Here is a 14270-nt window from a genome sequence, read left to right as displayed (position 1 = left end):
CCAAGTGTATCAAAGCATGGTTTGACATGCTTTGATACTTTGGTTTGATATACCAGTAACCTGTACTGCCTTATTGACCTTGTGGCACCGCAACTAAGCCAAGATTATGGAAGTCAAAGCTAAAGTCAGTAATGTCTGGGTTTACCCACTCCAAATCAGCACTGTTCACTTGTTGCTCATGCATAGTGAAGTGAATATATGAATCGGCTTCTAATAACTTCTCATGCCATTTAACCACAAATGTATTGCCATTATGATGGCTCAATGTGCCTTTCAACAGTTTAGTATGCGTAAAATCAATATGTAATTGCCCTGCAATTTCTTCCACAATCACATCCCCGTACCAAGGGCTGCGAAGGGTACCTGTGTAGTGGCTCAAAGGTAAACTCGCCTGCTTGTTAGTCACCTTTTCGGGACCAAGATTATTGTATAGCGCCTCGCGTTGTTGTTTATAATTCTGATAGCTTTGTGCTACCCAGTCTTGAGGTTCTAGACCTAGTGCTTGTTCGAATACTTCATTGGTAATAGCTTTGATAGCGGGGTAAGCGTGCTGATTTGACAAAATGACAACCCCTAAGCCTTTTTCTGGGATCATTGCAACTTGCGAGCCCATACCAAGTATTCCGCCCATATGGCCTACGCGCTTATAACCAAAGTAGCTCTCTACAGCCCAGCCCAGCGCATACCCTTTAAAATCTTGTTTAAATGCCTCTCGATCTGACTCTTTTGGTATGCGCATAATTTGGGGATGCCATAAGTATTGATGCATATTCGGATCAATCAGCTGTTTTCCTAAAGGCGTTTTACCTGCATTGACCTGTGTCTGCAACCACTTAGCCATATCCGTTACGTTGGACGCAATAGCACCTGCTCCTCGGAAATCTTCTAGATAGTCACCGACAAACTCTTCCAGTTGCCCATTGTATTTAATTGTTCCTGTTGCAAAGTTATTATTGGTGTTTCCAATACGAGAGAAACCCGCATATGAGTTATCTATCCCTACTTGAGGAAAAATGCGTTTTTCAATAAAGTCTTGCCAGCTCATATTGCTGACTCTTGCAACTATTTCACCCGCTACAACAAACATCAAATTGTTGTAATGGTACTCTGTGCGCAATGCCGCCACAGGTTTAATATGCTTTAGCCCGGCCAATATGTCTTCTACCGACTTATCTGTATTTGGCCATATCATCAAATCTCCAGCACCGAGCGCCAGTCCACTACGATGACTCACTAGATCTCGAATGGTTATTTGTTCAGTTAATTGCTGGTCATATAACTTAAATTCAGGCAAATGTTTAATTACTGGATCTCCCCAGTTTAATTTACCTTCTTCTACTAACATCGCTAATGCAGTTGCAGTAAATGCCTTACTGTTTGAAGCTATTCCAAACAAGGTATGTTGATCTACTAGACCTTTTTTGCCAAATTGCCGAACGCCATACCCTTTCGCCAATACAACTTTGCCGTCATTGACAATCCCGATCGCAAGACCGGGAATTGAAAAATCATCCATAGCTTGCTGTACAGACTTTTCAACTTCAGCCAGCTGTGGCGCAGTCAAAGCGAAAACACTGTTACTCATCAACATGGCTGTTGCACAGCATACTTTGCGCCAAAAAGCTTTTTTCATATCCGTATTGCCTTATTTTTTATAAATGTTTAATTCCAAAATATGTTTATTTTCATTCTCGTCGACAATGCTTTTTTGCATTTTGATTCTTTCAACATATGGAGCAGGAAACCCATGTTCCAAAGCGCCGTTTAGTACATGTTGTTTATACCAAGTAAAGGGAAGCTGATTGCTGACGAAAGTATTTGCAACATAACAATGGGCTGCAATCGTTCTTCGATTCATTAAATCGACATTGAACACTACACGATCATAACGAGGGCCTTCAATGTTATCCAACTCCACTATCTCTGATTGAGTCAAGCCGTACACAACACCATAGACAACCATGGGCGCTGACGCACTAGCAATATTGCACTTGGCAGAACCGTCTTTGCTCAGCATATCAAATGTGAGTTGGTGCCCTTGTAAAATGGCTGTGCCAATTAAACGTGCATTCGGCAGCCTTTGTTTAAGCCGCAAAGTTGAAAGATTTGAACCGTAGGCAAAATAAAAATAATCGTCAGTTTGCATTGCGCTGCCTATATCACAACTCGCATTGCCAAAAGCAGTAACACCACGCCAATCCCTCTATCAAACCAGTGTCCGGCACGGTGGAAAAACCGTCGAACTTTCGGTCTAGATAAAACCACTGATAACAAAGAAAACCAAACCCAAGTTGCCAAAGCCATATACAAGCCATAAAAAATTTGTATCGACTGAGGGGTTTCAGGATCGATCATCAAGGTGAATAAAGACAGAAAAAATAGCGTCGCTTTTGGGTTTAATGCATTCACTAAAAAGCCACGTCGCAAGGCTTTAAAATCAGACTCGGTGTTCGACGATGCACCAATAGCTTGCTCAGGTTCCGTGTTCTTTTTAGCACGTAATGCCTGTACACCCATATAAGCCAAATAAGCGCCAGCAATATACTTAAATAAGTCGAAGAGTTCAGGGGAATTAGCCAACAGTATCGCAACACCAAGTAGGCAATATGAAACATGCACAAAAATCCCTAAACCGACACCTGCGCTTGTATACAGTGCATTCCGTCTGCCCTGTTGGACACTTTGCTTCAAAACAATCGCAAAATCAGGACCTGGGCTTGCAACCGCAAAAAAATGTGCCAGTGCGATGATTAAGAATTCATCGAGATATTCAACCACGGCCGCGTTCCTCTAGCGCCAGTAACATAGGGTCTGGCGACGTTTGTAATATTTTATTTAGTTGTTTTTGCGCCTTTTTATACATGCCTTTTAAATGCGGTTTAAGATGCTTCCCACCCTGTTGATCTCCTTTAAAGTGGCATACTAAAGCATGTAAAAATATACTTTCTTGCTCACTCAGCGCAGCTTGACGATTTGCATACGGATTGTAACATGAGCCACACCCGCCTCTAAAATGATACGCGGTGTTACATAACATGGTGCCAAAGCCCATAAATGTCGCCAATACATCTGCCGCCACAGATAAGTTTTGCTGTCCACCTGGCGGTAACTTTCCAACATGATGAATTAGCATCAGCGCCATACCACCAGCCATACTCGCCACAAGATCTTGTGGTTGATTAATTTGGTTTGGATTATAAGACAACAAAATTGGCTGAGTTGGTTTGCTCACCAACGAAATATCTTCTCCTCTTAGCCCACCAGAAAATGTAAACTGAGGAAATGCCTGCTGCATTGGCATATGTTGTGGCGCACTTAACTGAATTGGCCAGTGAGATAAACCTGCGTAGTTTCTCACTCGTTCAAACACAGATTGTGCCATCTCTTCAACGCTAGTGACTCTGTCAGGAAAGTGTTTTTCTGTTGGCTGTACAATTTGGGTTTTTTGTAAAAAATACTCACTATCAAAATGTTCTGCAGCCCACAGAAATAAATCAATTAGCGATTGTGACTCAGCGGACTCTAACAGAGGCTTGGGCTTAAAAATTGATAACATACGCTTTTTCGAAATCTCTAGAGGTTAATAACTCAACACCTTACCAAGGCCTATTCAGTTAAAGCAAGGTAAGACGATGATAAAGTAACATTAAAAGCACGGTAGCAAAATCTCTACGGACCATACTTTGAGATCTAAGGTATTAGACTTGGCTAACAGCGAGAAGCCAATTATGATGAAGCACCAAGAATAAACAGTCACAACTTTATGCCACATATCATTATTGAACATTCAGCGTCTTTAGATACCGACTTTTCACAATTACTGAAATCCATACACCAAAGCACTATAGATACAAACCTATTTGATGCAAGCACCATTAAAACTCGTCGAGTGGCATTTCCGCAATGCCTACTGGGAGATGGTAAAACTGACTTTGTCCATGTCCAAGTTCACCTCTTGGCAGGTAGAACCCAAACCCAAAAACAACACCTAAGCGAGTCCCTACTGAACACATTGCGCACCTTACTTTCTGACTCCGTCAGTTTGAGTGTGCACCCCTATGATTTAGACCCAGCTATTTATCGAAAAAATTAAATGATTCATAATGTGCACCTAGCAATACCATCAAGTAAGAGAAAATAGATGAAATTCCCATGCCGAATAGACAAATTCGTTAGCCATATAAACGAACTGCCGCGCAGCAAAGTAAAAATCCTGATTAAAAAGGGAGAAGTGTCTATCAACGGCATTGTAACAAAAAAAAGCGATGTTCAAATTACTCGCGAAGACAGTGTCGAATTAAGTGGTAAGCAGCTGAAATATCTAGGTAAAAGATACTTCATGTTAAACAAACCACAAGGCTATGTATGCGCTAATAGCGATGAATTACACCCTACTGTTTTTGATTTACTTGATGAACCGAACTTAAAAGATTTTCATGTCGCTGGCAGACTTGATATCGATACTACGGGGCTCGTACTGATCACCAATGATGGTGATTGGTCGCACCAAATTACCTCGCCAAAAAAGCAAAAATATAAGACATACCTTGTTGAAACAAAAGAAATAATTACAGAAGAAGCGCTCGAGCAATTGCGTCATGGTGTGGCTTTACACAACGAAAAGCAATTAACTCGACCTGCACAAGCGCAAGCCGTTGATAAATATGCACTGCGCCTCTCTATCTGCGAGGGAAAATATCACCAAGTGAAACGTATGTTAGCTGCAGTATCAAATCATGTTGTTGAATTGCATAGAGAAAAAATTAGCGATATTGAACTTGATAGCAAACTCTCTGCTGGTGAATATCGCCCTCTTACAGAGCATGAAATAAACATAATCAATGCAAAATAGGTCGTAATAAGGTCGTCATATGAGGAAAAATCATCTAATTTTTACTTATATACGGCAAAGCCCTACTTACATAGCGCGCTCAAACGTGATAAATCATAAAGGTAGAGTGCCATAAACTTTTAACTTCCTCGCTAAGGTGCATATTGTGTTTTCGACTCTGACTTTAAGACTAAAAATAATATTTTTTGCAGCTGCAATTTTTATCGCCTTAATTTCCATCGCGGTGCTCGGGCTGCAATCACTTCGTCACGCCAGTGAAACGGATAATATCGCTCGAATTAATCAATTGATGAAAAGTACTGTCAATATCGTAGAACAATTCGAGCAATTTGTGCGAGCTGGCGAATTAACGGAACAAGAAGCAAAAAAGCTGGCAGCACAAATTCTTAGAGAAAATAAATATCACGACTCCGAATATGTATATGTGGTCGATGAGCAGCTTAATTTTGTTGCGGCTCCCCATGACCCGCAGCTACATGGCACCAGCTTTAACGACTTTAAAGACGCAGGTGGCAACAGTATTGGACGACTGGTAGAGCGCAAGGTAGGCAATAAAACCAACCGGATCATTACTTACCACTGGAACTCTCGACGAGATGGAGAAGTTGTTGACTTAACCTCTGTGGTGCAAAAAACCTCTCTATTCGGGTGGTATGTTGGCACAGGCATCAGTTACAAAGAAGTTGATGCAAGATATTGGGAAACCGCTAGCTGGCTACTCACACTGTCACTCATTATTGCAATCGCACTCACTTTCACCGTCACGCGCTATGGACTATCGCTGTCCAATAAACTTGGTGCTGAGTTGAATGAAGTACTTGATATCGTGCGTCATGTCTCTCATGGCAATCTCACATCACAAATAGATACTTCTCATGCTAAGGATTACAGCATTATGGCGGCAATGCGCTATATGCAAGATGGTCTAAAAGGTGTAGTCAGCGGACTTATGATTGTCAGTGACAAGTTAAAAGAGCAAAGTTATGACGGTGAAGCCCGATCTAATGATCTCGAAAGCCTGACATTAAGCTTAAGTGAAGAAACTCAGATGGTTGCATCAGCCATAACTGAATTAACGGCATCAGCTCAAACGGTTGTAGAACATGCAGAGCAAGCAGCTTTTTCAGTACAGGAAGCAGAAAGCCAAGGTCAAAACGCCGATCGACTTACCGCCAACGCAAGTGAAGCCATTGTACTGCTAGAGCAACAGATTGATAGTGCAGGCAATAATATTCAAGCACTGGATGAGGAAGTGAATAATATTGCCAATGTACTCAGTGTTATTCAGAGCATTGCAGAACAAACCAACTTACTTGCACTAAACGCAGCAATTGAAGCAGCTCGTGCTGGCGAGCAAGGCAGAGGGTTTGCCGTAGTTGCCGATGAAGTACGTCAACTTGCTCAGCGCACTCAATCAAGTACCGAAGAAATTCACACCATGATTGGTAACTTGCAAGCAGCGACACAGGAGGCCAAATCTTCGGTTTCTCTGAGTATTGCAACCAGTGAAAAAACGGTTTCGATGTCAAATGAAGCCAGCGAAGCACTGCGCAGCGTAGCCACCTCTCTGAGCGCGATTTCTCAGATGAGTGACCAAATAGCCCTGGCAGCAAAAGAGCAACTAATGGCTGGAGAAGACACCGCAAGGCGGGTCGTTACTATCTCTGATACTGCTGCACAAACAGCGAACGTGTCGCAGCAAGCCCATAGTGCGACTGATAGTATTAAAGCGCAAGCAGCACAATTAGAAAGTGAAATGGCGAAATTTAAGCTTTAATTTCACACTTTTACCGTAAAGCACTTTCCCAAAGTAGAATAGGTACATCTAACCTTTTCTATTTTGGGTATTTTTTTTCACAAATTGGCCTGAATTTAGCATCCTATTTTTTTGTAAAAAAATGTTTAACTCTAAATTATTTGGTGTTAAATTCATTGAGTCGCCCAGAATAAATCGAACGTAAAGTACCAACTTTATTTTTGTTTTTGGTTCTTTTTAATGATTTTTGGTGATACTTCTTCTGGTAAAGCAGTAAGGCTTTGCGTTGTGCCTATTGCCATTGGAAACTAGAGAATGTCTCACATTCATATAGCTGACTAGACGATAATGAAATAAGGATAATCACAATGAAGATGATTGCTAACAAACAATGCCGTTTAATTACAGGCGGCTCAGGTTTATTAGGTCCTGCGGACCCTTTTTCAGAAGAGCGAAACTCACAGCGAGAGGCGCTTGTTGCAAATAATAAAGCGGGCCAAAAAAAGCCCAGCCAATACCCTTAACTTATTTTTCTGATAAGCATCACTTATGGCAAAACAGTTTGCATTCAAAGATTTACTACTACCTTATGTTGTAATGGTAGTGGTGATCTTTATTATTCAAGACGCGACCTATTTCTTTTTCCTCGCCTATATCTCTATCATCTCTCTGGTATTCTTAATTGGGCATAGACTCAGAGATGTTAATATATGCTCCATTTCATTTATTGCGATGATCCCGGTCTTATTTGAAAACATTATCTTCACGACTGGCTTGATCAGCTTAGTATCGACTCCCGGAGATAGGCTTATCCAAAATAGCTTAATTTACGGCGTTCACTTATTCAAAGAACTCATTATTTTAGTACCGCTAACTTATCGGGTAGAAATCTCTAAACGTCTTTTTCCTAAGCACAAAATTCGATATACATTTGCTGACAGTATATTGCCTTGGCTTTGCCTCATCAGTGCGGCAATGAGCTTCTTTGCGCTGATAGAGAATTATATCCGTAACGGTAAGGGGTATGATATGACGTTCTTTTTCTATGCCTTTGACGTCACCGGCTACTTAAATTATTCGCTCTTTTGCGGTGTTTTAGTCGTGTTGACATTTATCACTTACAAAGAGGCGTATGACTTTAAGGTCCCTTCAATAAGGCGCTAAATAATTTCAATGAAATGGGTTTGTTAGCGGCAGCATGTGACCCTTTGACAACATATTTAAGTCAAAATAACGCTGTAATAGCGCATGGTAAGCACCGCTGCTTTTCAATTTAGCTAACCCCATTTCTAGCTTGTTGGCCAATTCAGGTTTGTCTTTATTGACGAAAAAATAAAACCTTGCAGGATAAGATAAATAGTAATCTGGCACTATCATTAGTTCAGGATGATTTTGGTTTACGATTTCAGATTGTGCCTCGACAATAGAGCGTGGAAAATAATCTGCTTTTTTATCCAGCACCATATCAAACATCGCTTGGTAATTTACTATGGGTTTTACGTTTAGCCCATTGCTAGACAGTATTTTGGTATCGGGCCAATCGTGCCCCTGCACCGCTGTAAAACGACTTAACTGCGCTATCTCTGTAACTGCTTTGAAACGAGCGTATTGGGCTTTATGGATGATCAATACACGTTTGCCAATTAAGCCATCAAACAAAGGGAATTTTACCGCTATTGCGAGCTTCTCACGCGCAGGGCTTGTCATACTCCAATGCAAGTCAACTTGTCCTTTACTGAGCGCCATTAATGTCCGCTGTTGGTGTGGGTGCACTTTTACATGTTCAATATTGACGTCGTGATCAACCGCTGTTAATGCCTTTTGCAGTAACTCATATAAAAAAAGGTCACGATCGTATAGCGGACGCTGCTCTTTAGCGACATAGATGGTTTCTTTTTGGTTATCGTTTGCACTTACTGTAATGGCAAGTGCAATTAGGAAAAAGTAAAAAATATGTCTGATCATAATGTTCCCCAAACGTGCTAATTAGCTCGGCAATTACGACGTTGTAAATCACTATATATAAACAAAGAAAGAATTTCTCTTCGCCTTAAGTATATATATTTCACAATTTATATTCACGAAGCAATATGTTTGCGCTAATTAGCAACAAACTCAGCTGGGGCTGCACACATTATTCCCACTACCAAATTTAATTGATGAGCCACATACGTGATTTAGTTAACAGCGGCTTCAACTTCTAACCTCACCATAGGCGCACTCGGTTTACGTCGATTGCATACAAACAAGTAGCTGTTTCTGTAGCGCTTAGCTTCTTTCTTCGCGTCAGTAGCTAAAGCCGCAACTTGGTGACTGTTTTTACATGATTCTACGTCTGGTGTTACTAAACCGATTGAAAGAGTCAGTAAAGGAACAAACTGTTTTTGTCCCTCTCTATTTGTCGCCCAATACCCGCCAGCAGCAACATGTTCAGGAGTAAATAAAGCCTTGGAGCGCGCTTCAAATTGCTCAATGATCTGGTGACATAAACATTCGGCATCGGCTTGGTCAAACACCACCATAAAATCATCCCCACCGATATGACCAACAAAACACTGGCTGTGCTGGCATACCTGTAGGGTGACATCCGCTAGTAACTTGATGACGCTATCCCCACTGGCATAGCCATAGAGATCGTTAAACTGTTTAAAGTGATTTAAGTCGATATAAGCCAGTGAAAAAGTATGTTTAGCACGAAGTCGCTGTTCAATCGCCTCATTGATTGCAACGTTGCCAGGCAACATAGTCAATGGGTTAGCATGTTGCGCATGGCGAATCTTATCCTCTGTAATGTGTTTTAAAATATCTCTTAGAGGCGCTAGACCAATATACTCACCCTCTTTGGTGATCACTATATGTCGTCTAATATCAAATTCATTTTCGGTTATAAGTTGACTGACAAAGTCGAGCTGCTGTTGCTCATCAACGATCAAAGGCTGCTTATCCATGAGTTTGACAACGGGTTTTTTGTCAAATAGAGCGTGACCATAAGGAGCCGCAAAGACTTCTGTTAATTGGTCACGATGTAACAGCCCTACAGGCTGTCGCATATCGTTTAATACAGCAATGCTTGTTAGCCTTTTATTTTGTTCAAAACGCCGATGTGCATCCAAACATTGGGTATTCATGTGAATAGCAGGGACATCATGCGCTAACCAGCCTATGGCCATCGACTGCTCAAACTGGCTTACGGTTGGTTCAGATTTAATTTGTGCGTTGAGTATATGGCTAGGGTTCACAGCTAAGTCATTTGATTCTCGACTTGGTTTAGCCAACAAAAAGCCTTGAGCATTGATAATGCCCATTTTTTTGAGCAATTTTAATTCTTCCACTCGCTCGATCCCCTCGGCGATAACAGCGGTGTTGGTCGCCTTAGCCAGTTCGATAATCGATTTAAGGAACTCTCTTTTTACGATACTCTGATCACAATAATCGATAAAATAACGATCAACTTTAACAAAGTCCGGACACAATTCGGACCACTGTTTTAATCCTGAATAGCCAGCCCCCAAATCATCAATAGCAATTTGGAAACCTAATTGGCGATAGTGTGAAATGGTTTTTAGCAATAAAAACCCGTCATCCACTTTGTCCTGCTCTGTGACCTCAATAACTACTCGGTTACAATTTAATCCAGCGTCTTCAATTAAATGGCGAGTTTCCCCTTTTGGGTGCTGGGGATCGAGTAAGGCCTTAGGGCTTACATTTAGAAAAAGCTTCCCGGGTAAATTTAATGCAGCAAACTGTGCAATCGCCTTTTTTCGACAAAGTAGTTCCAGTTCAGATAGTCGGTCATATTTACTGGCAGCTGCAAACATCTTGTCAGGCTGCATCAACTCGTTATCTAAACTACCTCGGCTCAATGCTTCAAAGCCTAGTACCTGTTCTTTTGCTATATCAAAAATGGGTTGAAACATTGGATATACAGCTTCGTTTTGCAAAATGTCATCCAACATGACGTATAAAGGATCCACCGAAACAACCAAACTTAATTCAAGTGCTCAATAATCGAGCAAAATATCAAAGATTTATGACAGTTAGATTGCAATCCAATGGAAATTACCAATTTCAGGGATAAATGTGGAGTGAAGGTGAATTTGTGGGCAGCAAGTGAGATGAAAACAAATTGCTTTCATCTCACTACATGATTAATTCAAAGCACGTTCTACTTGATCAAAGTGTGCGATCACTTCGACAATTTCTAGCTCTGCGTCTTGGTAATGAGTTTTCTCAGTGAAGCCCAATTTAGCAATCGCTTGCACGGTTGCTGGGTGCACCAACAAATCTTTGGCGTGATAACATACAGGATCACTGTATTTGGGCAGTTTACCGTCTTCGTGGTAGCCGCTTTCAATCTCTTCCAAAGGTAGTGTAGGGATCACATCCGCAGCTTTATCAAGTGCGTCTAGATAATCTTTACATTGAGGATATTTGGTCACAAAATTTGCTAACACATCTCGAGATGTTGCTACTAACTCTGCCGATTCTTGCTCTAGAGCGGCAGCTGGTTTTTGTTCCCTAATGTTTGCTAACAATGAAGTGGCCTGAGTTTTATATTGACCCAGTGCGTTTTCACTTGCAGGTGCTTTTGCTTCAGATTTAGCTTCTTGCGTGCTTGGTTGTTCTGAACATGCAAATAGTGCCAAAGCAGCGCATGCAATTCCTAGCTGTTTATACATACAATCCTCAATTCAATATTATTGATAACAATTCTCATTATACAGTCTTGTCATGAATTTGAAACCAAAAAGGCCACAATAAATGTGGCCTTTTTGATTCAGATCGAAATAGACTTGAGTTGTATGAGCAAGCACTAATTGCTGCTCAAATACTCATAATTAAGGCATAGCGTCTAAATCTGCACCTTCTTTCTCTACTTCGACTGGGATCAAGTCTTCTTTACTTACACCCATTGCAACCGCAACGGAGCTTGCAACATAAACAGAAGAGTATGTACCAATGAACACACCAAACAACAGTGCTGTTGCAAAACCGTGGATTGTTTGACCACCCCACACAAACAAGGCAATAAGTACCAAGATTGTTGTGATTGAAGTCACAAGCGTACGGTTCATCGTCTGCGTCAATGAAATGTTGATGATTTCCAATGTGTCGTCGATACGAACTTTACGGAAGTTTTCACGGATCCTGTCAGATACAACGATGGTATCATTCAGCGAGTAACCTATAACGGCCAAGATTGCTGCAAGAATCGTCAAATCAAACTCTAACCCCAATAAAGAGAAGAGTCCCATCGTTAAAATTACATCGTGGAATAGTGCCGCAACAGCGCCGATAGCAAAACGCCACTCAAAGCGAAATGCTACGTAGACCAAAATACACAGAAGTGCAGTCAACATAGCCAAGCCGCCATCTTCCTTTAGATCTTCACCCACGCTAGGGCCTACAAATTCGATACGACGCATCTCTACGCTGCTATCAGCCAATTTCAATGCATCGATCAACTGGTTACCAATGGTCTCAGCTTTTACATCATCACGCGGTGCGATACGTACCAACACTTCTTGGCTTGAACCAAACAAAGTCACTGCGGCATCTGCGAAGCCATTCTCAGCCAATACTTTACGAATTTTAGGTAAATCCGCAGGTTGCGAGAATCCCACTTCAACTGCCGTACCGCCGGTAAAGTCCAGACCAAAGTTTAAGCCCTTGGTCACAAACGATGCGATAGAAGCCAAAATCAATAAAGCAGAAAACGCCATCGACATCTTTCTTGCCGACATAAAGCGGATCGTGCTCGATAATTTTAATAATTGCATGCCCGCTCCTATATCGACAATTTGTTGATGCGTTTACCACCGATAAAGGCGTTGATCACGGCACGAGTACCAATGATCGCGGTAAACATTGAAGTCAAAATACCAATCGCAAGTGTGACTGCGAAGCCCGCAATTGGACCCGTACCAACTGAGAACAGGATAATTGCAGCGATTAGTGTTGTGATATTCGCATCGAAAATAGTACTGAATGCGCTGTCGTAACCAAAGTGAACAGCCTGCTGTGGACTACGTCCATCGGCTAATTCTTCACGAATACGCTCAAAGATAAGTACGTTTGCATCAACGGCCATACCAACAGTCAATACAATACCTGCGATACCAGGTAAAGTAAGTGTCGCACCACTGATCATCGACATCACACCAATGATCATCACAAGGTTTGCAGCAAGTGCCAGATTAGCAACTAAGCCAAACCCTTTGTAATACATCAACATGAATCCAAGCACAAAGGCAAAGCCTAATACTACCGCCGTCATACCCGCTTCAATGTTTTCTTGACCCAAGCTTGGACCGACCGTGCGCTCTTCAACAATTTGAATTGGCGCTACCAAAGCACCGGCTCTTAGAAGTAAGCTCAAGTTATGGGCTTCAGCCGGATTATCAATGCCTGTAATACGGAAAGAGTTATTTAAACGAGATTGAATAGTTGCGACGTTTATAACTTCTTCTACCTTAATAGGTGGCAGCGCTTTACCATTCTCATCTTTCTTACCGGAAGGTTTATATTCGATGAACACCGTTGCCATGCTCTTACCGACAGCACGTTTAGTAAAGGCACTCATTTTCGCGCCACCTTTGCTGTCAAGGTTAATACTAACTTGTGGGCGCTGATATTCATCCATACCAGACTGCGCACCCGTAATATGAACACCTTCAAGGATCACACGTTTTTTCAACACAACAGGGTAACCGTCTTTATGATACAGTACTTCACTCCCCGCAGGCACTCGGCCCTGTGCAGCTGTGCGCGTATCCGCTCTGTCATCGACTTCACGGAACTCTAGCGTTGCTGTGGCTCCTAAAATTTCTTTCGCACGCGCCGTGTCCTGTACACCCGGTAATTGCACAATTATGCGCTCAGAACCTTGTCTTTGTACGTTTGGTTCAGCAACACCAAGCTGGTTGATACGGTTACGAATAATGGTTTCGTTTTGCTTGATGGCGTAATCGCGAAGTTCACGAACCTTTAAATCACTCAGGCTAGAGAAAAATGCTAACTCATTACTGCTGTCGTTAACAAACACATTGCCTGGGTAGCGACTTTTCAAAAAGCGTTCAGCGGCTTTTTTGTCTTCGACAGAACGCATCACAACCTGAATACGGTCACTATTTGCCACTTCACGGATAGTGCGATAGCGAAGCTTCTCACCTCGTAAATCGCTCTTATAATCTTGTTCCATCTGCTCAAGCGCTTTGCCAAGTGCCGTCGCCATGTCCACTTCCATGGTGAAGTGAACACCACCGCTGAGATCCAAGCCTAACTTCATTGGATTTGCACCAATGCTCTTAAGCCAGTCAGGTTGCGCTGGAGACATGTTGATTGCAGAAATGTAGTCTTCGCTTAGTGTTCCACGCAGGATATCCTGTGCCTTAAGCTGATCTTCTACATTCTTGAAGCGAATGAGAACTTGCCCTTCTTCGAGGACAGCAGATTTGATAGGTAAATTATTGTCTTTTAATGTTTTATTTGCTTGATCAAGCACGCTTAAATCGGCGCTGGCCCCTTTCTTTCCAGAGATCTGTATGGCCGGATCTCGACCATACATATTAGGGGTGGCATATAGAATGCCCACGGCCAATACAGCGAGTACAAGTAAATATTTCCACATTGGATACTTGTTTAGCACTGGATTATCCCTTT

Annotated in this window: 14 protein-coding genes; 5 read left to right on the top strand and 9 right to left on the bottom strand. The window is 41.9% G+C overall.

The features are described 5' to 3' along the window. Nucleotides 1-70: 70 nt before the first annotated feature. The 4 genes from J8M00_RS18660 to J8M00_RS18645 are packed head-to-tail and all read right to left on the bottom strand — an operon-like array spanning nucleotide 71 to nucleotide 3556. Nucleotides 71-1633, bottom strand: coding sequence for a serine hydrolase (locus tag J8M00_RS18660; protein WP_211012023.1), 1563 nt, complete (start codon nucleotides 1631-1633; stop codon nucleotides 71-73). 12 nt (nucleotides 1634-1645) lie between these two features. Beyond that, the gene (locus J8M00_RS18655) at nucleotides 1646-2146 is read right to left on the bottom strand and encodes a gamma-glutamylcyclotransferase family protein (protein WP_211012022.1); all 501 of its coding nucleotides are present in this window, start codon (nucleotides 2144-2146) and stop codon (nucleotides 1646-1648) included. 8 nt (nucleotides 2147-2154) lie between these two features. Further along, complete coding sequence (locus tag J8M00_RS18650) at nucleotides 2155-2778, bottom strand: LysE family translocator (protein WP_211012021.1); 624 nt, start codon at nucleotides 2776-2778, stop codon at nucleotides 2155-2157. After that, nucleotides 2771-3556, bottom strand: a complete 786-nt coding sequence (locus tag J8M00_RS18645; protein ID WP_211012020.1) for a hypothetical protein — start codon at nucleotides 3554-3556, stop codon at nucleotides 2771-2773. Before J8M00_RS18645 ends, J8M00_RS18650 begins: the two co-directional genes overlap by 8 nt. Nucleotides 3557-3763: 207 nt before the next feature. On the opposite strand from J8M00_RS18645, the gene J8M00_RS18640 reads away from it, so the two are divergent. The 5 genes from J8M00_RS18640 (at nucleotide 3764) to J8M00_RS18620 (ending at nucleotide 7772) form a co-directional block, all read left to right on the top strand. Continuing rightward, entirely contained in the window at nucleotides 3764-4093 is a 330-nt protein-coding gene (locus J8M00_RS18640; RefSeq protein WP_211012019.1) for a 5-carboxymethyl-2-hydroxymuconate Delta-isomerase, read from the top strand. A gap of 48 nt (nucleotides 4094-4141) precedes the next feature. Then, a complete protein-coding gene (gene rsuA / locus J8M00_RS18635) occupies nucleotides 4142-4852 on the top strand; it encodes a 16S rRNA pseudouridine(516) synthase RsuA (protein WP_211012018.1) in 711 nt (236 codons plus the stop codon). Nucleotides 4853-4997: 145 nt separating this feature from the next. Next, entirely contained in the window at nucleotides 4998-6629 is a 1632-nt protein-coding gene (locus J8M00_RS18630) for a methyl-accepting chemotaxis protein (protein WP_211012017.1), read from the top strand. 347 nt (nucleotides 6630-6976) lie between these two features. Next, on the top strand, nucleotides 6977-7132 hold the full coding sequence (locus tag J8M00_RS18625) for a hypothetical protein (RefSeq protein ID WP_211012016.1): 156 nt from the start codon (nucleotides 6977-6979) through the stop codon (nucleotides 7130-7132). A 25-nt stretch (nucleotides 7133-7157) separates the two neighbouring features. Next, nucleotides 7158-7772, top strand: a complete 615-nt coding sequence (locus J8M00_RS18620) for a hypothetical protein (RefSeq protein WP_211012015.1) — start codon at nucleotides 7158-7160, stop codon at nucleotides 7770-7772. A 6-nt stretch (nucleotides 7773-7778) separates the two neighbouring features. On the opposite strand, the gene J8M00_RS18615 is transcribed toward J8M00_RS18620, so the two are convergent. The 5 genes from J8M00_RS18615 to secD form a co-directional block, all read right to left on the bottom strand. After that, nucleotides 7779-8573: a substrate-binding periplasmic protein gene (locus J8M00_RS18615; RefSeq protein ID WP_211012014.1), complete on the bottom strand. Its 795-nt coding sequence runs from the start codon at nucleotides 8571-8573 to the stop codon at nucleotides 7779-7781. 212 nt (nucleotides 8574-8785) lie between these two features. Then, entirely contained in the window at nucleotides 8786-10564 is a 1779-nt protein-coding gene (locus tag J8M00_RS18610; protein ID WP_211012113.1) for a GGDEF domain-containing protein, read from the bottom strand. A gap of 192 nt (nucleotides 10565-10756) precedes the next feature. Next, on the bottom strand, nucleotides 10757-11287 hold the full coding sequence (locus J8M00_RS18605; protein WP_211012013.1) for a hypothetical protein: 531 nt from the start codon (nucleotides 11285-11287) through the stop codon (nucleotides 10757-10759). A gap of 159 nt (nucleotides 11288-11446) precedes the next feature. Continuing rightward, complete coding sequence (gene secF, locus J8M00_RS18600; protein ID WP_211012012.1) at nucleotides 11447-12388, bottom strand: protein translocase subunit SecF; 942 nt, start codon at nucleotides 12386-12388, stop codon at nucleotides 11447-11449. Between the two features lie 8 nt (nucleotides 12389-12396). After that, on the bottom strand, nucleotides 12397-14256 hold the full coding sequence (secD, locus tag J8M00_RS18595; protein WP_211012011.1) for a protein translocase subunit SecD: 1860 nt from the start codon (nucleotides 14254-14256) through the stop codon (nucleotides 12397-12399). Between the last annotated feature and the right edge of the window lie 14 nt (nucleotides 14257-14270).

The sequence above is a fragment of the Pseudoalteromonas luteoviolacea genome (assembly GCF_018100925.1).
Classification (GTDB): Bacteria; Pseudomonadota; Gammaproteobacteria; order Enterobacterales; family Alteromonadaceae; genus Pseudoalteromonas; species Pseudoalteromonas obscura.
Note: the sequence above shows the minus strand (reverse complement) of the source record. Positions and strands in the feature narration are given on the sequence as shown.